Origin of the sequence: Mycobacterium simulans (assembly GCF_900232995.1) — a bacterium.
GTDB lineage: Bacteria > Actinomycetota > Actinomycetes > Mycobacteriales > Mycobacteriaceae > Mycobacterium > Mycobacterium simulans.
Window position 1 is genome coordinate 284,408 of the sequence record NZ_OCVX01000007.1, and the last position, 20,835, is coordinate 305,242.

Genomic DNA, 20,835 nt, shown 5'->3' on the forward strand with positions numbered 1-20,835 from the left:
CTGGCGGCAGCAGGTTCTTACGCTAGGTGCTCGGGGATCGTCAGCATGGGCGGAGGTAGCGATGCGGAAGTCGAAGAAGACCCGCGATCAGTTATTGCATGAGTTGCGCAACGCTTACGAGGGTGGGGCCAGCATTCGCAATCTGGCGGCCACCACCGGCAGGTCCTACGGATCCATCCACAGCATGCTGCGAGAGTCCGGTACCACCATGCGCAGCCGCGGCGGCCCCAATCACCGCTCCCGGCCTCGATAGGCGAATTTAGTTGCGGCGCACCGAGTTCTCCACCAGGTCGAGGACCGCGGACAGCCGTTGCGGGTCTTCGCCGGACGCAAGCCGGGCCACCAATCCGTCGAGCACCAGGTCCAGGTAACACTGCAACACGTCGCCCGGGACGTCGTCACGCACCCGGTTGGCCTCCTTCTGCCGGCGTAGGCGGTCCGTCGTCGCCGCGGCCAGTTCCGCGGAGCGCTCCGCCCAGCCGCGGCTGAACTCGGGGTCGTTTCGCAGCTTGCGCGCGATCTCCAACCGGGTGGCCAGCCAATCGAATTGGTCTGGGGCGGCCAGCATGTCACGCATCACCTGGATGAGGCCCTCGCGGGACGCGACGTCGGCCATCCGCTCGGCATCCTCGCGCGCCAGCGCAAAGAACAGCGCGTCCTTGTCGCGAAAGTGGTGGAAGATCGCACCGCGCGACAACCCGATCGCCTGTTCCAGTCGCCGGACGGTGGCCTTGTCATAACCGTATTCGGCGAAACAGCGGCGAGCGCCGTCGAGGATTTGACGACGGCGAGCCGCCAGGTGATCCTCGCTGACCTTGGGCACGAGAGGCCGGCTTAGTGGGCCTAGCCCGACTTGAGCATGTTGCGCAGCACGTACTGCAGGATGCCGCCGTTGCGGTAGTAGTCCGCCTCACCGGGGGTGTCAATGCGCACCACCGCGCCGAACTCTATTGGACCGTCGGCCCCGCCTTCTTTGGTGGCGGTGACTTTGACCGTCTTGGGCGTCTTGCCGTCGTTGAGCGCTTCGATGCCGGTGATGTCGAACACCTCCGTGCCGTCCAGCCCTAGGTCCTTGGCCGACTTGCCTGCGGGGAATTGCAGGGGTATCACGCCCATGCCGATCAGGTTGGAACGGTGGATGCGCTCGAACGACTCGGCGATCACCGCCCGAACTCCCAGCAGTAACGTGCCCTTGGCCGCCCAGTCCCGGGAGGAACCCGATCCGTACTCTTTACCGCCCAGCACAACCAGCGGAATGTTTTGTGCCGCATAGTTTTGCGCAGCGTCGTAGATGAACGCCTGCGGGCCGTCGGGCTGGGTGAAGTCGCGAGTGTACCCGCCGGACACGTCATCGAGCAGCATGTTGCGCAGCCGGATGTTGGCGAAGGTGCCGCGAATCATCACCTCGTGGTTGCCGCGCCGCGACCCGAAGGAGTTGTAATCCTTGCGCTCGACGCCATGTTCGTCGAGGTACTGCGCCGCCGGGGTGCCCGGTTTGATGGCGCCGGCGGGGGAGATGTGGTCGGTGGTCACCGAGTCACCAAGCAGCGCCAGCACCCGGGCCCCGGTGATGTTGGCGACCGGCTCGGGATCGGCGGACATGCCCTCGAAGTACGGTGGCTTGCGCACGTACGTCGAATTCTGATCCCATTCGAAGGTGTTGCCGCTCGGGGTCGGCAGGTTGCGCCAGCGCTCGTCGCCCTTGAAGACGTCGGCGTAGTTCGTGGTGAACATCTCCTGGTTGATCGCAGAGGCGATGGTGTCGGAGACATCCTGTTGCGAAGGCCAGATGTCTTTGAGGAAGACATCTTTACCATCACTATCGGTACCCAGCGGCTGCGAATCGAAGTTGAAGTCCATGGTCCCGGCAAGCGCGTAGGCGATTACCAAGGGTGGCGACGCCAAGTAGTTCATCTTCACATCGGGGTTGATGCGCCCCTCGAAATTCCGGTTGCCCGACAAGACGGCGGCCACCGAAAGGTCGTTGTCGTTAACCGCCTTCGAGATCTCCTCGGGCAGTGGGCCGGAGTTGCCGATACAGGTGGTGCAGCCGTAGCCGACCAGATAGAAGCCGAGCTTCTCCAGATACGGCCACAGGCCGGACCTCTCGTAGTAGTCGTTGACCACCTGGGAGCCCGGTGCCATCGTCGTTTTAACCCAGGGCTTCGCGGCCAGCCCCTTCTCGACGGCATTGCGGGCCAAAAGAGCTGCGCCCAACATCACCTCAGGGTTGGAAGTGTTGGTGCACGACGTGATCGCGGCAATCACCACCGCGCCGTGGTCGAGCACGAATTCGCCGAGTTCGTCGGATTTCACCGGCACGGGCTTGCTCACCCGTCCGTCGGCGTTCGCGGCGGCGGAGTGCACGACCTCGACGTCGTCGTTGGCGAACGTGAGTTGCCCTGGGTCGCTGGCCGGGAATGTTTCCTCGACCACCTCGTCCAGTTTGGAGTGCTGCTCGGGCGCGGACCCGTCACCGACGTACGCGGTGATCTGCTCGCGGAACGTGGACTTGGCCGCGGACAGTGCGATTCGGTCCTGCGGACGCTTCGGCCCCGCGATCGATGGCACCACGTCGGATAGGTTGAGCTCGAGGTACTCCGAGTACGCGGGCTCGTGCTTGGGGTTGTGCCACATGCCTTGCCGTTTGGCGTAGGCCTCGACCAACGCCACCTGCTCAGCTGTGCGACCGGTGAACCGCAGGTACTTGATGGTTTCGTCGTCGATCGGGAAAATCGCTGCGGTGGAACCGAATTCGGGGCTCATATTGCCCAGGGTGGCGCGGTTGGCCAGCGGCACCTCGGCCACACCCTCGCCATAGAACTCGACGAACTTGCCGACTACGCCATGCTTGCGCAGCATCTCGGTGACGGTCAGCACGACGTCGGTAGCAGTAACGCCGGGCTGAATCTCGCCGGTCAGCTTGAAGCCGACGACGCGGGGGATCAGCATCGACACCGGCTGACCGAGCATCGCGGCCTCGGCCTCGATGCCACCGACACCCCAGCCCAGGACACCGAGACCGTTGACCATCGTGGTGTGCGAGTCGGTGCCCACACAGGTGTCGGGGTACGCCACGCCATCGCGGGTCATCACCACGCTCGCCAGGTATTCGATGTTGACCTGGTGCACGATGCCGGTGCCCGGCGGTACCACCTTGAAGTCGTCGAACGCGCCCTGCCCCCAACGCAGGAACTGGTAGCGCTCACCGTTGCGCTGGTACTCGATCTCAACGTTGCGCTCGAACGCGTCGGCCCGGCCAAACAGGTCGGCGATCACCGAGTGGTCGATCACCAAGTCGGCGGGCGCCAACGGGTTGACCTTGTTCGGATTGCCACCCAGATCACCGATGGCCTCACGCATGGTGGCCAAGTCGACGATGCACGGCACGCCGGTGAAGTCCTGCATCACGACTCGGGCGGGCGTGTATTGGATCTCGATGCTGGGCTCCGCCTTGGGATCCCAGTTCGCAATGGCTTCGATGTGATCCTTGGTGATGTTGGCGCCGTCCTCGTTGCGCAACAGGTTTTCGGCGAGGACCTTGAGGCTGTAGGGGAGTTTTTCCGTATTGGGAACGGCGTCGAGACGGTAGATCTGGTAACTTTTGTCGTCGACCTTGAGGGTGTCACGCGCTCCGAACGAATTCACCGAATCTTTGCTAGTCACATCAACTCCCGGGATTTAGTTCTCCCGCCGACGGGCCGTGTCGACGGTGCCACATCACTTTAACAGTACGCTTGTCCTGCATTGAGTGGCGGTCGGGTTTTGTCAGTCCTATCTACAGTGAGCGGGTGCTGCGCCCCGATTCAAGCCACGCACCCCCCCGCCGGCGCGTCGTCTGCGTCGTGTGAGTGTCGGCGAAAGAGCGCGATCGGGGACGGGGACCGTGCTTCTAGTTCAGCGGGAGGAGCGACGCGATGTCCGGGCTAGATTCTTTCGGCCAATTGCCATTGCCCCAGACCGTCCCGTTCCTGCCTGCGTATATCCCGCAAGACGTGGACATGGCTGCGGTCAAGGCTCAAGTCGCCGCGACCGGCGTCAGTGCGCCACCGGAGGCGGTGCCCGGGCTGCTCGGCGTGGTTCATCATGCACACGACGAGGGCATCGACCTCAAGATCGTGCTGCTGGACCACAACCCCCCGAATGACACACCACTGCGGGATATCTCCACCGTCGTTGGCGCCGATTACCCGGATGCCACCGTGTTGACGCTGAGCCCCAACTACGTCGGCAGCTATAGCACGCATTACCCGCGCGTCACCCTGGAGGCGGGGGAGGACCATTCCAAGACCGGTAACCCAGTGCAGTCGGCACAGAACTTTTTGAATGAGTTGACAACTCCCGAGTTTCCCTGGACTGCATTGACCATTTTTTTGCTGATTGGTGTGCTCGCGGCGGCCGTCGGCACCCGGTTCCTGCAGCTGCGCAGTAGGCTGTCAGCAACATCGACTGAGACCGTGGAAGGTGTCGCGGAACAACCCGCCAAAGGCCTCTAACCTGGCTATTTCGTTCAATCGGTCTCGACCTTCCGCTTCCCTTCGGCAAACCCTCAAGGTAACCGTTCGGTCACATTAATTGCACGTACCGGGTGCACTTTGTGACATACGTTTCTTTAGCGTCAGATGTGACGTACGGTGCAAATGATGCTTGTGATGCCTTTGGCGCTTTCAGTGACAACTGGCGCTGTCCGTCCGATTTTGAGCCATAGGAGAACTGAGTCCGAATGAGACGGGCCCGCCGTAGCTCTGCTTCGCAAGCGGCCGCCAGGTTTGTGCGGCCGGCCATTCCGTCGGTCGTCGGTGTTGCCCTGCTCCTGTGCACTCCTGGGCTGGTTCACGCGGACCCCAGCACGGACGCGATCGCGGTCCTGATCGCCGATGTCGCCAGGGCCAATCAGCGCCTGGAGGACCTGAGCGCCGCCGTTGAGATGGAACAGGAAAGCGTTAACAAGGCGCTCGTCGAGGTGGAGACCGCACGTGAGCACGCGGCGGAAGCGCAACGCGAACTCGAGGTCAGCCAGCAGGCGGTCAAGGACGCCAACGAGGCCATTGCCGCAGCGCAACGTCGGTTCAACACGTTTGCCGCCGCCACATATATGAACGGTCCCTCGGACAGCTACCTCACCGCCAAGAGTCCCGAGGACATCATTGCCGCCGCGACCGCCACTCGAACCCTGACCGCCAGTTCTGCGACGGTGATGGCCAATTTGCAGCGGGCCAGGACCGAGCAGGTGAACAAGGAATCGGCGGCGCGGTTGGCCAAGCAAAACGCGGACAAGGCCGCCACCGACGCGACGGCCAGCCAGGACGCGGCGGTGGCGGCGCTCACCGATACGCGGCGCAAGTTCGACCAGCAGCGCGACGAGGTCAACCGGCTGGCCGCCGAGCGCGACGAGGCGCAAGCCAAACTCCAGGCGGCCCGGCTCGTGGCGTGGTCCTCGGCTGGCGGCCAGGGCGCGCCGCCGTCGGATGGCATGTGGGATACCGGAACAGGGCCCGGTGGTGGCCGTCGCTGGGATGGTTGGGACCCCACGTTGCCCATGATTCCCAGTGCCAACATCCCCGGCGACCCGATCGCCGTGGTCAACCAAGTGTTGGGGTACTCGGCCACGTCGGCGCAGGTCACCGCGCAAATGGGGCGCAACTTCCTGCAGCAGCTGGGCATACTCAAGCCCACCGACACCGGCATCACCAACGCCCCGACCGCTTCGGCGCCGAGCAGGATTCCGCGGGTCTATGGACGTCAGGCCTCCGAGTACGTGATTCGCCGCGGGATGTCTCAGATCGGTGTGCCTTATTCCTGGGGCGGCGGGAACGCCGCGGGCCCCAGTAAAGGAATCGACTCCGGTGCCGGCATCACCGGCTTCGACTGTTCAGGCCTGGTCTTGTACTCGTTTGCCGGGGTTGGCATCAAGCTGCCGCACTACTCGGGTTCGCAATACAACCTGGGTCGCAAGATCCCTACCTCGCAGATGCGCCGCGGTGACGTCATCTTCTACGGCCCGGGGGGCAGCCAGCACGTGACGATCTACCTCGGCGACGGTCAGATGCTCGAGGCGCCCGACATCGGTTTGAAGGTCCGTGTTGCCCCGGTACGAACCAGCGGCATGACGCCCTTTGTGGTCCGCTATATCGAGTACTAAACGAGGATCTATGCGCCACAAGCGATTTCGCATGATCAACCTAGCCTGGATCGCCGCATTGGTGACCGGGCTACTGATCGCTGTGGCCGCTCCAGCCACGGCCGAGCCCGGTCAGTGGGATCCCACGTTGCCGGCAACCGTCAGTGCGGGCGCGCCGGGAGATCCGCTCGCCGTCGCCAACGCTTCGCTGCAGGCCACCGCCCAAGCCACCCAAACCACGATCGATCTGGGCCGGCAGTTCCTCAGCGGACTGGGCCTCGGCCCCCCGAGCACTCCCGCCGCCAGCAGTCCCAACACCAGCCCGAGCCGGATTCCGCGTGCCAACGGCAGGCAGGCCATCGAGTACGTGATCCGCCGGGCCGGCTCCCAGATGGGGGTGCCGTACTCGTGGGGCGGCGGCACGTTGGAGGGGCCCAGCAAGGGCGTTGACTCCGGTGCGGGCACCGTCGGCTTCGACTGCTCGGGACTGATGCGTTACGCGTTCGCCGGCGTCGGCGTCCTGATCCCGCGGTTTTCCGGCGACCAGTACAACGCCGGCAAGCACATTCCTCCCTCGCAGGCCAGGCGCGGTGACCTGATCTTTTACGGCCCAGGCGGCAGTCAGCACGTCACGATGTACCTCGGCAATGGTCAGATGCTGGAGGCGTCCGGAAGTGCCGGCAAAGTCACCATCAGCCCCGTGCGGAAGTCGGGTATGACGCCGTTTGTGACCCGGATCATCGACTACTGATCCGGGTTCGATTTGCTGTGCGCGACCCGCGGCGTCGACGGAATCCCGGAGGCCTGGAATAGTTGAACGCGGGCACGTCGCTGCCCGGTGACATTTGTCGTGTTGGCAGTCGTGTCCAAATGAGCTGTGGAGGGTTATTGATGACATCAGCAGGTGGCGGTTACTCGGGCCCGGGTGGGCCGGCTCACGAGGCGCCTCCAGGTGGCGCCGACGGGCTGGCCGCCGAGGTACACACGCTGGAGCGGGCCATCTTCGAGGTCAAACGGATCATCGTCGGCCAGGACCAGCTCGTGGAGCGGATGCTGGTCGGTCTGCTGTCCAAGGGTCACGTGTTGCTCGAGGGCGTGCCAGGTGTGGCGAAGACACTGGCGGTGGAGACTTTCGCACGCGTGGTCGGCGGGACGTTTGCCCGCATTCAGTTCACCCCCGACCTGGTGCCTACCGACATCATCGGTACCCGCATCTACCGGCAGGGCAGGGAGGAGTTCGACACCGAACTCGGTCCGGTGGTGGTCAACTTCCTGCTCGCCGACGAGATCAACCGGGCGCCGGCGAAGGTGCAATCGGCGCTGCTGGAAGTGATGCAGGAACGCCACGTGTCCATCGGCGGCAAGACCTTCCCGCTGCCCAATCCGTTCCTGGTGATGGCGACACAGAACCCGATTGAGCACGAGGGCGTCTACCCACTGCCCGAGGCCCAGCGCGACCGGTTCCTGTTCAAGATCAACGTCGGCTACCCGACGGCCGAGGAAGAGCGCGAGATCATCTACCGGATGGGCGTCACCCCACCGCAGGCCAAGCAGATCCTCAACACCGGCGACCTGGTGCGGCTACAGGGGATCGCGGCCAACAACTTCGTCCACCACGCGCTGGTCGACTATGTGGTCCGCGTGGTCTTCGCCACCCGCGCACCCGAGCAGCTCGGGATGAACGACGTCAAGAGCTGGATCGCGTTCGGCGCGTCCCCTCGCGCGTCGCTGGGCATCATCGCCGCCGCACGTTCGCTGGCGCTGGTGCGGGGGCGTGACTACGTGATCCCGCAGGACGTCATCGAAGTCATTCCCGATGTGCTGCGACACCGGTTGGTGCTCACCTACGATGCGCTGGCCGACGAAATCACGCCGGAGATCATCATCAACCGGGTCCTGCAGACGGTCGCCCTCCCGCAGGTGAATGCCGTTCCCCAGCAAGGGCATTCGGTCCCGCCGGTGATGCAGGCGGCGGCTGCGGCTAGCGGCCGGTGACCGAAAGCAAAGCGCCGGCGGTCATCCACCCGCCGTCGATGCTGCGGGGCGACATCGATGACCCGAAGCTGGCGGCGGCGCTGCGCACCCTCGAGCTGACCATCAAGCAGAAGCTCGACGGTGTTTTGCACGGCGATTACCTCGGCCTGATCCCGGGGCCGGGCTCGGAGCCGGGCGAGTCCCGTCTCTACCAGCCTGGCGACGACGTCCGCCGGATGGACTGGGCGGTCACCGCCCGAACCACCCACCCGCACGTCCGCCAGATGATCGCCGACCGGGAACTGGAGACCTGGCTGGTGGTCGACATGTCGGCCAGCCTGGACTTTGGCACCGCAGTCTGTGAGAAACGAGACCTTGCGGTGGCGGCCGCGGCTGCCATCACCTTCCTCAACAGTGGCGGTGGTAACCGGATGGGTGCACTGATCGCAAACGGTGCGACGATGACCCGCGTGCCGGCGCGCACCGGGCGCCAGCATCAGCACACGATGTTGCGCACCATTGCGACCATGCCCAAGGCTCCGCCGGGGGTCCGCGGCGACTTAGCGGTGGCCATCGACGCGCTGCGTCGGCCGGAACGCCGTCGTGGGATGGCCGTGATCATCAGCGATTTCCTGGGCCCGATCAACTGGATGCGTCCGCTGCGCGCGATCGCGGCCCGCCACGAGGTGCTGGCCATCGAGGTGCTCGATCCCCGCGATGTCGAACTGCCCGATATCGGAGATGTGATCCTGCAAGACGCCGAATCCGGGGTGACTCGGGAGTTCACCATCGACGCGCAGCTGCAGACCGATTTCGCCAGGGCCGCCGCGGCTCACCGCGCCGACGTGGCTCGGACTATCCGCGGGTGCGGGGCACCGATACTGACGCTTCGCACCGACCGCGACTGGCTCGCAGACATCGTCCGTTTCGTCGCCTCTCGTCGACGTGGGGCAATGGCGGGGTCGCAGTGACGTTGCCGTTGCTTGGGCCGATGACGCTGTCCGGCTTCGAACACTCGTGGTTCTTTCTGTTCCTTTTCGTCGTCGCTGGGCTGATCGCCCTTTATGTCGTGCTGCAACTCGCACGGCAACGGCGGATGCTGCGTTTCGCCAACATGGAATTGCTGGAAAGCGTTGCCCCCAAGCGGCCCTCGCGCTGGCGGCACATACCGGCGATCCTGTTGACGCTTGCTCTGGTGCTGTTCACCATCGCGATGGCCGGGCCGACGAACGACGTCCGGATTCCGCGCAACCGTGCGGTGGTGATGCTGGTGATCGACGTGTCGCAGTCGATGCGTGCCACCGATGTCGAACCCAACCGGATGGTCGCCGCGCAGGAGGCCGCCAAGCAGTTCGCCGACGAGCTGACCCCAGGAATCAACCTCGGCTTGATCGCCTACGCGGGCACCGCGACGGTGCTGGTGTCACCGACAACCAACCGCGACGCGACCAAGAACGCGCTCGACAAGCTGCAGTTCGCCGACCGCACCGCGACCGGGGAGGCGATATTCACGGCCCTGCAGGCCATCGCCACCGTGGGTGCGGTGATCGGTGGCGGCGACACACCGCCTCCTGCGCGCATCGTGTTGTTCTCCGACGGCAAGGAGACGATGCCGACCAACCCGGACAATCCCAAGGGCGCCTTTACCGCCGCGCGTACCGCCAAGGACCAGGGCGTACCGATCTCGACGATTTCGTTCGGCACCCCGTATGGCTTCGTCGAAATCAACGACCAGCGCCAGCCGGTGCCCGTCGACGATGAGACGCTCAAGAAGGTCGCGCAGCTCTCTGGTGGAAATTCCTACAACGCCGCGACCCTGGCCGAGTTGAAGGCCGTGTACGCGTCGCTGCAGCAGCAGATCGGCTACGAGACGATCAAGGGTGACGCAAGCGTGGGCTGGCTGCGGCTGGGCGCACTAGTCCTGGCACTCGCCGGCCTGGCGGCACTACTGATCAACCGCCGCTTACCTACTTAGCCCTTAGCCCGCGAGCGTAACGTGGCTGCGATTTCGGGTTGGAATTTTCGCAGTGCGGTTACGCTCGCGAAGCGCGCGCCTCGGCGACCCGGCGAATGACATCGGCGGGGTGATCTTCTGCCACGACGCGGACCACGATCCAGCCGTAGTGGCGCTCCACTTTCTCGAGACGGCGGATGTCCTTTCGATAGTGGTAGCGACTGGTTTGGTGCTGATCACCCTCATACTCGGCTGCAACCTTGATGTCCTCCCATCCCATATCTAAATACGCTTCGGCCCAACCCCATTCGTTGCGGACTGGGATCTGCGTCTGGGGCCGGGGAAACCCGGCCTGGATCAATAGCAGGCGCAGCCATGTCTCCTTCGGGGACTGAGCCCCACCATCGACCAGTTCCAGGGCGGCTCGGGCGGCCTTCATACCCCGGCGGCCTTTGTAGCGGTCGACGAGTAACTCAACATCGACCCTCTTCAACTCGGTCGCCTGCACAAGCGCGTCGACCGCGGCAACCGCCGCGCCCAGCCGGTATCGCCTGGCCAGGTCGAGGGCGGTGCGGGCCGGTGTGGTGACCCGCATGCCGCTGACGACGGCGATCTCGTCAACCTCGATGCGCTCTTCCCAGACCTGCACTCCGGCCTCTCGCCGGCGATTGGTGTCGATGATCGCGGCGGGTTGGGCCGCGTCGATCCACTTCGAGCCGTGTAGGGCGGATGCGGAAAGACCCGCAAGGATGCCACGGCGCCGCGAGCGCAGCCAACAGGCACGCGCGCGTAAGACCGCCGTCAGCTCGGCATCCCTCGGCACGTACACGTCTTTGTGCAGGGCCGCGTATCGACTGCGCAGTTGGTAGGGGGTCAACAAGCCCGCAGCTAGGGCTTCGCTGCCCACAAATGGGTCGTTCATGGGCGGAGTGTGCCGACCCACACTGACAAGTGCGCGCCAGCGTAACCGCACTGCGAAAAACGGGGTCGAGAATCGCACCCAGGTCACGCTCGCGGGCAGCCGATTTCAGCCCGGTCGCGCGGAGGCGATAGGTTGACGTGGTGACTGACACGTCCTCCGATAGTGCTCCCGCCTGCGTCAAGCCACCATTCGTACCCCGTTCGGTCATGGTCACCGGCGGGAACCGGGGGATCGGTCTGGCGATCGCACAGCGGCTGGCCGCCGACGGCCACAAGGTGGCCGTCACGCACCGCGGATCCGGCGCGCCCGAGGGGCTGTTCGGCGTCGAGTGTGACGTCACCGACAACGACGCCGTAGATCGCGCCTTCAAACAGGTGGAGGAGCACCAGGGTCCAGTCGAGGTGCTGGTGTCCAACGCCGGCCTGGCCGCGGACGCGTTCCTGATGCGGATGACTGAGGAGAAGTTCGAAAAGGTCATCGACGCCAACCTCACCGGAGCGTTCCGGGTGGCTCAACGGGCGTCGCGGAGCATGCAGCGAAACCGGTTCGGCCGGATGATCTTCATAGGTTCGGTCTCCGGCAGCTGGGGCATCGGCAACCAGGCCAACTACGCAGCCTCCAAGGCCGGTGTGATCGGCATGGCCCGCTCGATCGCCCGGGAGATGTCGAAGGCCAACGTGACCGCGAATGTGGTGGCCCCGGGTTACATCGACACGGATATGACCCGCGCGCTGGATGAGCGGATCCAGGAGGGGGCACTGCAATTCATCCCGGCGAAGCGGGTTGGCACCGCCGCCGAGGTCGCCGGAGTGGTCAGCTTCCTGGCGTCGGAGGACGCGAGTTACATCTCCGGTGCGGTCATCCCGGTCGACGGCGGCATGGGTATGGGCCATTGATGGGCATTGCCGAAACCACAAGATTAGGACGGACAATGGTAGGACTGCTCGAAGGCAAACGGATCCTGGTCAGCGGGATCATTACCGACTCGTCGATCGCGTTTCACATCGCCCGGGTGGCGCAGGAACAGGGCGCCCAGCTGGTGTTGACCGGGTTCGACCGGTTGCGGCTGATCCAGCGCATCGTGGACCGGTTGCCGGAGAAGGCCCCACTGCTCGAGCTCGACGTGCAAAACGAAGAGCACCTGGCCAGTTTGGCCGGCCGGGTGACCGAGGCCATTGGCGACGGCAACAAGCTCGACGGTGTCGTCCACTCGATCGGCTTCATGCCGCAGACCGGGATGGGCATCAATCCCTTCTTCGACGCGCCCTACGAGGACGTTTCCAAGGGCATCCACATCTCCGCCTACTCGTATGCCTCGCTGGCCAAGGCGCTGCTGCCGATCATGAACCCCGGCGGTTCGATCGTCGGCATGGACTTCGACCCGAGCCGGGCGATGCCCGCGTACAACTGGATGACGGTCGCCAAGAGCGCACTGGAGTCGGTAAACCGGTTCGTAGCCCGCGAGGCCGGCAAGTACGGTGTGCGCTCCAATCTCGTTGCCGCCGGGCCGATCCGGACGCTGGCCATGGCGGCGATCGTCGGCGGTGCGCTCGGCGAGGAGGCGGGCGCCCAGATACAGCTGCTCGAAGAAGGCTGGGATCAGCGCGCTCCGGTCGGTTGGAATATGAAGGACCCCACCCCGGTCGCCAAGACGGTGTGCGCGCTGCTCTCCGACTGGCTGCCGGCCACTACCGGTGACATCATCTTCGCCGACGGCGGCGCGCACACCCAATTGCTCTAGAACGCAATGCAATTTGACGCCGTCCTGCTGTTGTCCTTCGGCGGGCCGGAGGGACCCGAGCAGGTGCGGCCATTCCTGGAAAACGTGACCCGTGGCCGTGGTGTGCCGCCCGAACGTCTGGACGCCGTGGCCGAGCATTACCTGCATTTCGGTGGGATATCACCGATTAACGCGATCAACCGCGCGCTGATCGCCGAACTGGAAGCGGAGCAAGAACTGCCAGTGTACTTCGGCAACCGTAACTGGGAGCCGTATGTGGAAGATGCCGTTACGGCGATGCGAGACAATGGTATTCGTCGTGCGGCGGTATTCACTACCTCCGCGTGGAGCGGTTATTCGAGCTGCACGCAATACGTCGAGGACATTGCCCGGGCGCGCCGAGTGACCGGCAAGGACGCGCCCGAATTGATAAAGCTCCGGCCCTATTTCGACCATCCGCTTTTTGTCGAGATGTTCGTCGAGGCCATCGGCGCGGCCGCCGCAACCGTGCCCTCCGGGCAGCGCGCGGCTGCGCGGCTGGTGTTCACCGCACATTCGATTCCGGTGGCCGCCGACCGGCGCTGCGGCCCGAATCTCTACAGCCGCCAAGTCGCTTACGCCGCAAGGCTGGTCGCGGCCGCCGCCGGATATGACGACTACGACCTGACGTGGCAGTCGCGATCTGGCCCGCCCCAAGTTCCCTGGCTGGAGCCCGACGTTGCCGACCATCTCACGGCCTTGGCAGCCGCCGGAACCACGGCTGTGATCGTTTGTCCCATAGGATTTGTCGCCGACCACATTGAAGTGGTATGGGATTTGGACAATGAGTTGCGATCACAGGCCGAGGCGCTAGGCGTGGCATTCGCTCGTGCCAGCACGCCTAATGCCGATCGGCGATTCGCCCGCTTGGCCGCTGACTTGATCGACGAACTCCGTTACGGCCGTGAGCCCGCCCGGGTGAGTGGTCCCGATCCGGTGCCGGGCTGTCAATCCAGCCGCAACGGCGAGCCATGCCGTCCGCCGCATTGCGTTGCGGCCGAAGATGGTGACACCATCGGACTAGTCGGTCCAGGCTGATTGCAGGATGGCGCTGACCGCTGCGATCCGCGCCGAGCGCACGACGGCGGTTAGCGGCCGCAGTGCATCGGTGGCTAGCTGACTTTCCGACGATGATTGCAGTCCACCGGAGCCGGGTAATCGGCTCAGTCCGGCGCTGACCGCAATGATCGCGTCGACGTGCGCAGCGTTCTCGAGCACCCGCAGCGCGCGCGACGGCGCATGGTCGGGAATCCGGTGTTGGCGCGAAGATTCCAGCAACTGTTCGACCAGCCCACGTGGATTGGCGATGTCGGTGGCGGCCGATCCCAACCCGATTGCGCCCAACGCGTCGGCTGCCGAGCGCACCGCCGATCGCAGCGCGTACTCGGCATCGCCCAGCTCGTGATGGTCGAGCACCGGGGCGCCGGGCAGGGAGTACACCATCCATGTCAGCGCAGACAATTCGGGTTGATCCGCCTCGCCGTCTCCGTCAGGCTCGTCGGTATCGCCGTAGCGGAACTCCGGGACGAGTCCAATGGCCGTCCCGGGATAGTCCGGATTGGTGATGATCACCGCCTCGCCGGCCGCCAGCGCGTCGCGCTCGAACTGCGTTCCCGCAAAGAGCCCGCGGACATCTCCAGGGACCGGCAATACCACGTTTATTGTCCCGCGCAATCGACACGGCGCCTCCGGTGTGGACATCGTCGGCCGGCCAACCGCCGCACGCAGAGTTTGTAGTAGCGCCACCGTGCCGACGTTGTGGACATCAGGCCACGGCAACCCGGTGTGCCCCGCGGCGACAGCGTCGTATGCGCTAACCGATTGCGTTGGCGCCCAAAGTGATAACGCGTCCAAGACGTCGTCAGGCGCGGCCTTGCCCGCGAGCCAGGCGTTGGCCCACATCGACAGCGAAACACTGGGACACCACATGATCTCGCAGTGTAGTTGTTCGCCGCGGTTGAAGCCGATCACGCGTATTCTGTGCGCATGCCCGTCGCGCTGATCTGGCTAATCGCAGCGTTGGTGCTAGCCGGTGCGGAAGCGCTCACCGGTGACATGTTCTTGTTGATGCTGGGCGGCGGCGCGCTGGCGGCGTCGGGGACAAGTTGGCTGATGGATTGGCCGGTGTGGGCCGACGGACTTGTGTTCCTGCTCGTGTCGGTGCTGTTGCTGCTGCTGGTTCGGCCCGCGCTGCGACGGCGGCTGGCGCCCGGCAGGGCAGCGCTGATGGGTGTCAAGGCGCTGGAGGGCAAGAATGCCGTGGTGCTTGATCGGGTTGCCCGCGATGAAGGCCAAGTGAAGCTTGAGGGTCAGGTGTGGACGGCGCGCCCGCTGAACGAAGGCGACATTTACGAACCCGGTCAGTCGGTCACCGTCGTGCACATCGACGGGGCCACCGCAGTGGTGTTTAAAGGCGCGTAGCGGTTCGAGAAAGGAATCCCGATGGAAGGTGCGGTTGCAGGTTTGGTGTTGCTGGCCGTCCTGGTGATATTCGCCATCATCGTGGTGGCCAAGTCGGTTGCGCTGATTCCGCAGGCGGAGGCCGCGGTGATCGAGCGGTTGGGTCGGTATAGCCGAACCGTCAGTGGACAGCTGACGTTATTGGTGCCGTTCATCGACCGCATCCGGGCCCGGGTGGACCTGCGCGAGCGAGTGGTGTCGTTTCCGCCGCAGCCGGTGATCACCGAGGACAACCTGACGCTGAACATCGACACCGTCGTCTACTTCCAGGTGACCGTTCCGCAGGCGGCGGTCTACGAGATCAGCAACTACATCGTCGGCGTCGAGCAGCTGACCACCACCACGCTGCGCAACGTCGTCGGAGGCATGACGTTGGAACAGACACTGACCTCCCGCGACCAGATCAACGCCCAGTTGCGCGGCGTGCTTGACGAGGCGACAGGTCGGTGGGGCCTGCGGGTGGCGCGGGTTGAGCTGCGCAGCATCGACCCGCCGCCGTCGATTCAGGCGTCGATGGAAAAGCAGATGAAGGCCGACCGGGAAAAGCGGGCGATGATTCTGACCGCCGAAGGTACCCGCGAAGCGGCGATCAAACAGGCCGAGGGCCAAAAGCAGTCGCAAATCCTGGCCGCCGAGGGCGCCAAGCAGGCCGCGATCCTGGCCGCCGAAGCGGACCGGCAGTCACGGATGCTGCGCGCCCAAGGCGAACGCGCCGCGGCCTACCTGCGTGCACAGGGTGAGGCCAAGGCCATCGAAAAGACCTTCGCCGCGATCAAGGCCGGCAGGCCGACCCCGGAGATGCTGGCCTATCAGTACCTGCAGACGCTGCCGGAGATGGCACGTGGGGAAGCGAACAAGGTATGGGTGGTGCCCAGCGACTTCAATGCGGCGCTGCAGGGGTTCACCAGACTTTTGGGAAAGCCGGGCGAGGACGGGGTTTTCCGGTTCGAGCCGTCCCCGGTTGAGGATGTCCCTAAGCATGCCGCCGGCGAGGAGGACCCCGACGTCGCCGACTGGTTCTCTACCGAAACCGACCCATCGATTGCCCAGGCGGTGGCCAAGGCCGAGGCCATAGCACGCAAACCGGTCGACGACGCGCTCGGAGGACCGCCCCAGTTACGTCATTAGGCTTTAAAACATGAGCGTTCTGACTTCACCGAAAACCTATGCGGCGCTAGCCGCGTTTCAGGCCGGCGATGCGGCGGCATGCGCGATACCCCTGCCGTATATCGATAAAACCTTGGATTACCTGGAGGTTCCGGTCGGCGTGCGGCCCATCCTGCCGGTGGTGAAAGTTGCGTCCATGGTCGGTCTCTTGTCGGTCACCCGGTTTCCTGGCTTGGCGAGGTTGACGACGGCGATGCTGACGTTGTATTTCGTCTTAGCGGTAGCCGCCCATATCCGGGTGAAGGATCGGCCTGTCAATGCGATTCCGGCAGCGACTTTCTTGACGACCTACGCCGTGATGACGGCTAAAGGGCCTAACTGTCGCGATCACAAGTGACAAGCGAGGCTCACCTCGGCTGTGTCGCCGGAGTTGTGGGCGCCGGGGTCGGCGCTGGCGATGCCGGACCGCCTGGTCCCTGACCCGGCACCCCCGGTGGCGGCCCAGGCGGAAGTCCAGGTGCAGGAGCGCCCGGCGGTGGGCCAAAGCGGAAAGCCGGGAATCCGGGTGGCGGAGGAAGCTGGGGCGGTCGACCATACATGGGTCCCGGGAGCATGCCCGGTCCCGGAGGCGGCCCGTGGTGCCAAGCCATTTGTGGCCCCGGCGGCCCGAACGGTCCTGGCGGCGGTGGTGGCCCAAAAACGAAGGCCCACAGGAAAATAGACGCACCGGCGGTGGCAACCGCGCCGATGACCAAGCCGCCTAGCCCGGCGCCGACGAGTGCGGCTGTTGAGTAGCGGCGGCGCGGACGTTCTTGGGGGCTTGCCGGTGCCGGATTGGCGACGGAGCCTTGGTCAACGGGGTGGGGGCGGGTGGTTGGGTTGGCATCGCTGTTTTCGGTGGTCATGTGGCTCAAGGTAAACAGCGAACTTGAAATGGGTCTGAAGAAAGCTCAGTGCTATCGCGGCGGCGAGGGCGGCGAGGGCGGCGCCGGTGGTGGCGGGTAGCTCACCGGAGGTGTCGACGACAGTTGCGGATATGGCGGCGGCGGAAGCTCGACGCGGACTTTCAAGGTGAGGCCCGATATCACAAAGGCGACGATCGCCCCGACGACCAGTCCCACAACCCCAGCGCCAACCACCGCGCCTGTGGAATGGCGTCGCCCGGGTGCGGCGCTGATAGCCGGAGGCGGCGGTGGCGTGTTGGCGTTGCCGTGAGTCATGTGGTTCCCCATGTCGTTGGTTGTGCGTAGTGAAGAAACTAGCTGCTTCAGGTCGATCTCAGAATGACGCGTTAACAATGGGGCCATGTCCGATTGTTCGCGCGCGCGGTCGGCCGGTCGCCGGGTCGATCAGTTCAGCGTCGGTGCGCCGCGGGTCCTCGTCGTCGAGGACTCCGAGACCATCCGCGAAATGGTGAGCGAGGCCTTGCGCGACGCCGGCTACCACACCGATACCCGTTGCGACGGAGACGGATTGGAAGACGGCCTGGAAGGGCTGCGGCCGGACCTGGTGGTGCTCGACATCATGCTGCCGGGACGTGACGGATTCACCCTCGTCGACGTCATCCGCGAATGGGGTGATATCGGCATCGTGTTGATCACCGCCCGTGACGGCCTGCCGGATCGGTTGCGTGGCCTTGACGGCGGGGCCGACGATTACGTGGTCAAACCTTTCGAACTCGCTGAACTCGTGTCACGGGTCGGCGCGGTGCTGCGCCGGCGAGGACGGCTGCCACAGGTAGTTCAGATCGGCGACCTGATGTTGGATGTCGATGCCGGTATGGCTGCACGCGATGGGCACCCGCTGGACCTGACCGCGACCGAACTGCGGCTCTTGCATTTCCTTGTGGAGCAGCGCGGCCGGATCGTCAACGCCCGCCAGATCCTCAACGCGGTGTGGGGCTACGACGCCTACGACCCCAACCTGGTGCAGGTACACGTCAGCGGGTTACGGCGCAAGCTCGAGGCACACGGGCCACGGATTCTGCACACTGTCCGGGGCATCGGCTATCGACTGCAACCGCACCGGTCATGATCGCCGACCCCGCGACTCCCACACCGTCGCTGCAGCGACGGGTGATCGTGCTAGTCGTCGCGTTGTTGGCGGTACTCCTGGTGGTGCTGGGCGTGACCATCGACGTGAGCCTGGGCCGGCAGGCCCGCCGAAATCTCCACGATCGGCTGCTGGCGGCCACGTCGCGCGCGGATGCGCTGGCGGCCGACCACACTGCGCCTGAGCTACTCGCCGCCCAGCTCAACGGCGGGAGCGTGCGGGCACTGCTGGTCACCGCGGACGGTGCTACCTACGGTGATCGCAGCATCAGTCCCGATACCCAAGCGGGTTCTGCTATCCCGCCATGGCCCGGCTATAGGCCGCCCGTTCCGCCCGGCCCGCATCCGGGACCGCCGCACGGCCCGCCGCCACCACCGCCACCGCCACTCGGACCGCCTCCCGGTCCCCAGGAGGCCACGGCAACCGCGGTGGTGCACCCATTGTCCGATGGTTCTCGGCTGATCCTGGTTGCCGATACCACGCAGACCACGCTGGTAACCCGTCAGCTACGTCAACTGATGATCGGTTCCGGGATCGCGACCTTGGTGGTGGCGGCGCTGCTGCTGGTCGCGGTGAGCCGGGCCGCATTGCGGCCGCTTGACCGGCTCACGGCACTGGCCAAAGATATCACGACCGGCGATCGCGGCCGTCGTCTTCGCCCCGATCGCACTAACACCGAACTTGGCCGTGCGGCAAGCGCTTTCGACGCAATGCTCGACGCATTGGAAGATTCCGAGCGACGCGCCCGGCAGGCCGCGGATGCAGCGCAGCGCGCCGAGAACGCGACCCGGCAATTCCTCGTCGATGCCGCCCACGAGCTTCGCACCCCGATCGCCGGGATCCACGCCGCCGCCGAACAACTCGCCGCCAGCGCCGGCCAACACGAAGCCGACCCCGAGGCGCGCGGTCAGTACTGGCGGGCCAGCCTGTTGCTGTCGGACGTGCGCCGCGCCGGGCGGCTGGTCGCCGACATGCTCGATCTCAGTCGCATTGACGCCGGGCTACCGCTCAACATTCACGACACCGACTTGGCCGCCGTCGTCGACGCCGAAGTTGGACGAACCGCCATGCTCGCGCCGCAGCTGACGGTTGCCCGGACCGGCCAGACCGGATTTACGGTCGCGGCCGATCCCACCCGGGTAGCGCAGATCTTGTCCAACCTGCTCGACAATGCGCGCAGATACACCCCGGCGGGCGGGTCAATCACGGTCGACCTAGGTACCGGCGGCGGTGTGGCTGAGCTGACCGTGACCGACACTGGGCCGGGTGTTCCCGAGGACGAGCGTTACCGCATCTTCGAGCGGTTGGTGCGCCTTGATGCTGGGCGCGCCCGCGACCACGGCGGGGCCGGCCTGGGCTTGGCAATTGCGCGGGCGCTGGCCCGCGCACATGGCGGCGAGCTGGAGTGTCTGCCGCATGACGGCGGCGCGCAGTTCCGGCTCAGCTTGCCCGCGGCGGCCGGCCGCGAGTGAATAGCGCCGTAGCGGCTGGCGTGGACCCGCGGCTGCGCGTCGATACCACCGAGATGCGGGGCGGCTCCGGTGCCGCCCTTGCCGCCGTTGCCGCCGGTGCCGGCGCTGCCGTTGGTGCCGCCGGCCCCGGTGCCGGCCAGCCCGCGGCGCCTACGCCGCCGGTGGTGTTGAGGTTGCTGCCGCCGTTACCGGCGGTGCCGCCGTTGGCGTCACCGCCGGCGCCGCCCTACCCGGGCTAAAACCCAATGACCGAACCCGAAATCGTCGTAATCGACAACACGGACCTAATGCCCGAGGGATGCAGCCTGCGCGGCCGCAAGACACCCTGGCCGGTAGGCTCCGTTGTCTGATCTCGACCCGGGCAGGTGCGTTGTTTCTCACCGAAATCTGTTGGGCCAGTTGTGTAGTCGGCTCGGGACTCGACATTACGACCAATTCCGCGACGAGCAGCCGGCCCCCGCTGCGGTCGATCCGGCGGAATGTCGGCCGCTACGAGCGATTCGCGCTGCTTCGGGACAACGCCGAGAACGTGGCCGAGTAGATGGCTGCACAAGGTAGTGCACACATTCCACCCCACCGCCAGGGCGCGGTGGTCTTGATGTCGTCTTGGCCGCGATCGCGTATCGCTGCCCCGGTTGCCGCCGGGGGGCGCCGCCGTCGCAGCGCTGGCCCGTCTCGCCTCACGTGTTAGCTGGACTGGCCTTGGCTGCCGTTGCCGCCAAACAAGCCGCCAAGTATGGAGGTGCCGCCCTTCCCGCCGGACATGGCGCCGCCGCCGTTCCCTCCGCCGGAGCCAATGTTGGGGCCAACGACGCCGGCAGTGCCGCCCTTCCCGCCGGCGTCACCCGCTGCACCGGGGTTACCGTCGGCGCCGGCGCTGCCGATGACGATCGCAGAGCCACCGCCACCTCCGCCGGTGCCGGAGCCGCCATTGCCGCCTCCGCCGCCGAACTTGACCGTGGCGCTGCCGGCTGTCGGCTGGAACACAGCCTGGCCGCCGGACCCTCCCTTGCC

At 65.5% G+C, this 20,835-nt stretch carries 21 protein-coding genes and 1 pseudogene; 16 read left to right on the forward strand and 6 right to left on the reverse strand.

Going from position 1 to position 20,835, the window contains the following annotated elements:
* Window positions 1-61 precede the first annotated feature (61 nt).
* On the forward strand, window positions 62-253 hold the full coding sequence (locus MSIMFI_RS23475) for a helix-turn-helix domain-containing protein (RefSeq protein WP_186242838.1): 192 nt from the start codon (window positions 62-64) through the stop codon (window positions 251-253).
* 6 nt (window positions 254-259) lie between these two features.
* Here the strand turns inward: MSIMFI_RS23475 and MSIMFI_RS23480 are convergent, their stop codons facing one another.
* Together MSIMFI_RS23480 and acnA are read right to left on the reverse strand one after the other, a co-directional pair.
* A complete protein-coding gene (locus MSIMFI_RS23480) occupies window positions 260-823 on the reverse strand; it encodes a TetR/AcrR family transcriptional regulator (RefSeq protein WP_191499371.1) in 564 nt (187 codons plus the stop codon).
* 20 nt (window positions 824-843) lie between these two features.
* Window positions 844-3,666, reverse strand: a complete 2,823-nt coding sequence (acnA, locus tag MSIMFI_RS23485; RefSeq protein WP_191499372.1) for an aconitate hydratase AcnA — start codon at window positions 3,664-3,666, stop codon at window positions 844-846.
* Between the two features lie 251 nt (window positions 3,667-3,917).
* On the opposite strand from acnA, the gene MSIMFI_RS23490 reads away from it, so the two are divergent.
* From MSIMFI_RS23490 to MSIMFI_RS23515, 6 genes are all read left to right on the forward strand, one after another.
* On the forward strand, window positions 3,918-4,496 hold the full coding sequence (locus MSIMFI_RS23490) for an Rv1476 family membrane protein (protein WP_191499373.1): 579 nt from the start codon (window positions 3,918-3,920) through the stop codon (window positions 4,494-4,496).
* 227 nt (window positions 4,497-4,723) lie between these two features.
* The gene (gene ripA, locus MSIMFI_RS23495; RefSeq protein ID WP_191499374.1) at window positions 4,724-6,142 is read left to right on the forward strand and encodes an NlpC/P60 family peptidoglycan endopeptidase RipA; all 1,419 of its coding nucleotides are present in this window, start codon (window positions 4,724-4,726) and stop codon (window positions 6,140-6,142) included.
* Between the two features lie 10 nt (window positions 6,143-6,152).
* A complete protein-coding gene (ripB, locus tag MSIMFI_RS23500) occupies window positions 6,153-6,872 on the forward strand; it encodes an NlpC/P60 family peptidoglycan endopeptidase RipB (protein ID WP_186242843.1) in 720 nt (239 codons plus the stop codon).
* 140 nt (window positions 6,873-7,012) lie between these two features.
* On the forward strand, window positions 7,013-8,116 hold the full coding sequence (moxR1, locus tag MSIMFI_RS23505) for a chaperone MoxR1 (RefSeq protein ID WP_085252203.1): 1,104 nt from the start codon (window positions 7,013-7,015) through the stop codon (window positions 8,114-8,116).
* Window positions 8,113-9,066, forward strand: coding sequence for a DUF58 domain-containing protein (locus MSIMFI_RS23510; protein ID WP_191499375.1), 954 nt, complete (start codon window positions 8,113-8,115; stop codon window positions 9,064-9,066). The genes moxR1 and MSIMFI_RS23510 overlap by 4 nt, the downstream gene beginning before the upstream one ends.
* Window positions 9,063-10,070 (forward strand): VWA domain-containing protein, encoded by a 1,008-nt coding sequence (locus tag MSIMFI_RS23515; protein ID WP_191499376.1) that lies wholly within the window; start codon window positions 9,063-9,065, stop codon window positions 10,068-10,070. Before MSIMFI_RS23510 ends, MSIMFI_RS23515 begins: the two co-directional genes overlap by 4 nt.
* Window positions 10,071-10,128: 58 nt before the next feature.
* Here the strand turns inward: MSIMFI_RS23515 and MSIMFI_RS23520 are convergent, their stop codons facing one another.
* Window positions 10,129-10,971 (reverse strand): hypothetical protein, encoded by an 843-nt coding sequence (locus tag MSIMFI_RS23520; RefSeq protein ID WP_191499377.1) that lies wholly within the window; start codon window positions 10,969-10,971, stop codon window positions 10,129-10,131.
* A 206-nt stretch (window positions 10,972-11,177) separates the two neighbouring features.
* Here MSIMFI_RS23520 and fabG1 point away from each other — a divergent pair, with 206 nt between their 5' ends.
* Genes fabG1 through MSIMFI_RS23535 form a run of 3 tightly spaced genes read left to right on the forward strand, consistent with a single transcriptional unit; the run spans window position 11,178 to window position 13,768 of the window.
* The gene (gene fabG1, locus MSIMFI_RS23525) at window positions 11,178-11,867 is read left to right on the forward strand and encodes a 3-oxoacyl-ACP reductase FabG1 (protein ID WP_396820584.1); all 690 of its coding nucleotides are present in this window, start codon (window positions 11,178-11,180) and stop codon (window positions 11,865-11,867) included.
* 35 nt (window positions 11,868-11,902) lie between these two features.
* A complete protein-coding gene (inhA, locus tag MSIMFI_RS23530; RefSeq protein ID WP_191499379.1) occupies window positions 11,903-12,712 on the forward strand; it encodes an NADH-dependent enoyl-ACP reductase InhA in 810 nt (269 codons plus the stop codon).
* 6 nt (window positions 12,713-12,718) lie between these two features.
* Window positions 12,719-13,768: a ferrochelatase gene (locus tag MSIMFI_RS23535; RefSeq protein WP_191499380.1), complete on the forward strand. Its 1,050-nt coding sequence runs from the start codon at window positions 12,719-12,721 to the stop codon at window positions 13,766-13,768.
* On the opposite strand, the gene MSIMFI_RS23540 is transcribed toward MSIMFI_RS23535, so the two are convergent.
* Complete coding sequence (locus MSIMFI_RS23540) at window positions 13,751-14,659, reverse strand: hypothetical protein (RefSeq protein WP_191499381.1); 909 nt, start codon at window positions 14,657-14,659, stop codon at window positions 13,751-13,753. The genes MSIMFI_RS23535 and MSIMFI_RS23540 overlap by 18 nt on opposite strands.
* A 57-nt stretch (window positions 14,660-14,716) precedes the next feature.
* Between MSIMFI_RS23540 and MSIMFI_RS23545 the strand changes: the two genes are divergently transcribed.
* Genes MSIMFI_RS23545 through MSIMFI_RS23555 form a run of 3 tightly spaced genes read left to right on the forward strand, consistent with a single transcriptional unit; the run spans window position 14,717 to window position 16,694 of the window.
* Window positions 14,717-15,151, forward strand: a complete 435-nt coding sequence (locus MSIMFI_RS23545; RefSeq protein WP_191499382.1) for an NfeD family protein — start codon at window positions 14,717-14,719, stop codon at window positions 15,149-15,151.
* Window positions 15,152-15,172: 21 nt separating this feature from the next.
* A complete protein-coding gene (locus tag MSIMFI_RS23550; protein WP_191499383.1) occupies window positions 15,173-16,318 on the forward strand; it encodes an SPFH domain-containing protein in 1,146 nt (381 codons plus the stop codon).
* Window positions 16,319-16,328: 10 nt separating this feature from the next.
* The gene (locus MSIMFI_RS23555) at window positions 16,329-16,694 is read left to right on the forward strand and encodes a DoxX family protein (protein ID WP_191499384.1); all 366 of its coding nucleotides are present in this window, start codon (window positions 16,329-16,331) and stop codon (window positions 16,692-16,694) included.
* Window positions 16,695-17,253: 559 nt separating this feature from the next.
* Here the strand turns inward: MSIMFI_RS23555 and MSIMFI_RS23560 are convergent.
* Complete coding sequence (locus MSIMFI_RS23560; protein WP_224770397.1) at window positions 17,254-17,517, reverse strand: hypothetical protein; 264 nt, start codon at window positions 17,515-17,517, stop codon at window positions 17,254-17,256.
* An 85-nt stretch (window positions 17,518-17,602) separates the two neighbouring features.
* Between MSIMFI_RS23560 and MSIMFI_RS23565 the strand changes: the two genes are divergently transcribed.
* The 3 genes from MSIMFI_RS23565 to MSIMFI_RS23575 are packed head-to-tail and all read left to right on the forward strand — an operon-like array spanning window position 17,603 to window position 20,060.
* Complete coding sequence (locus MSIMFI_RS23565; protein ID WP_191499386.1) at window positions 17,603-18,331, forward strand: response regulator transcription factor; 729 nt, start codon at window positions 17,603-17,605, stop codon at window positions 18,329-18,331.
* The gene (locus tag MSIMFI_RS23570; RefSeq protein ID WP_191499387.1) at window positions 18,328-19,821 is read left to right on the forward strand and encodes an ATP-binding protein; all 1,494 of its coding nucleotides are present in this window, start codon (window positions 18,328-18,330) and stop codon (window positions 19,819-19,821) included. Before MSIMFI_RS23565 ends, MSIMFI_RS23570 begins: the two co-directional genes overlap by 4 nt.
* Complete coding sequence (locus MSIMFI_RS23575; RefSeq protein ID WP_191499388.1) at window positions 19,818-20,060, forward strand: hypothetical protein; 243 nt, start codon at window positions 19,818-19,820, stop codon at window positions 20,058-20,060. The genes MSIMFI_RS23570 and MSIMFI_RS23575 overlap by 4 nt, the downstream gene beginning before the upstream one ends.
* 448 nt (window positions 20,061-20,508) lie before the next feature.
* Here MSIMFI_RS23575 and MSIMFI_RS29065 read toward each other — a convergent pair.
* Window positions 20,509-20,835, reverse strand: a pseudogene (locus MSIMFI_RS29065) (PE family protein); the annotation flags it as partial.

Coding starts and splice junctions, on each gene's coding strand:
- MSIMFI_RS23570 (WP_191499387.1), top strand. CDS start 18,328: ATGATCGCCGACCCCGCGACTCCCACACCGTCGCTGCAGCGACGGGTG.
- MSIMFI_RS23540 (WP_191499381.1), bottom strand. CDS start 14,659: ATGTGGTGTCCCAGTGTTTCGCTGTCGATGTGGGCCAACGCCTGGCTC.
- MSIMFI_RS23555 (WP_191499384.1), top strand. CDS start 16,329: ATGAGCGTTCTGACTTCACCGAAAACCTATGCGGCGCTAGCCGCGTTT.
- MSIMFI_RS23550 (WP_191499383.1), top strand. CDS start 15,173: ATGGAAGGTGCGGTTGCAGGTTTGGTGTTGCTGGCCGTCCTGGTGATA.
- ripA (WP_191499374.1), top strand. CDS start 4,724: ATGAGACGGGCCCGCCGTAGCTCTGCTTCGCAAGCGGCCGCCAGGTTT.
- MSIMFI_RS23475 (WP_186242838.1), top strand. CDS start 62: ATGCGGAAGTCGAAGAAGACCCGCGATCAGTTATTGCATGAGTTGCGC.
- moxR1 (WP_085252203.1), top strand. CDS start 7,013: ATGACATCAGCAGGTGGCGGTTACTCGGGCCCGGGTGGGCCGGCTCAC.
- inhA (WP_191499379.1), top strand. CDS start 11,903: ATGGTAGGACTGCTCGAAGGCAAACGGATCCTGGTCAGCGGGATCATT.
- MSIMFI_RS23545 (WP_191499382.1), top strand. CDS start 14,717: ATGCCCGTCGCGCTGATCTGGCTAATCGCAGCGTTGGTGCTAGCCGGT.
- MSIMFI_RS23520 (WP_191499377.1), bottom strand. CDS start 10,971: ATGAACGACCCATTTGTGGGCAGCGAAGCCCTAGCTGCGGGCTTGTTG.
- MSIMFI_RS23490 (WP_191499373.1), top strand. CDS start 3,918: ATGTCCGGGCTAGATTCTTTCGGCCAATTGCCATTGCCCCAGACCGTC.
- MSIMFI_RS23535 (WP_191499380.1), top strand. CDS start 12,719: ATGCAATTTGACGCCGTCCTGCTGTTGTCCTTCGGCGGGCCGGAGGGA.
- MSIMFI_RS23560 (WP_224770397.1), bottom strand. CDS start 17,517: ATGACTCACGGCAACGCCAACACGCCACCGCCGCCTCCGGCTATCAGC.
- MSIMFI_RS23565 (WP_191499386.1), top strand. CDS start 17,603: ATGTCCGATTGTTCGCGCGCGCGGTCGGCCGGTCGCCGGGTCGATCAG.
- fabG1 (WP_396820584.1), top strand. CDS start 11,178: ATGGTCACCGGCGGGAACCGGGGGATCGGTCTGGCGATCGCACAGCGG.
- ripB (WP_186242843.1), top strand. CDS start 6,153: ATGCGCCACAAGCGATTTCGCATGATCAACCTAGCCTGGATCGCCGCA.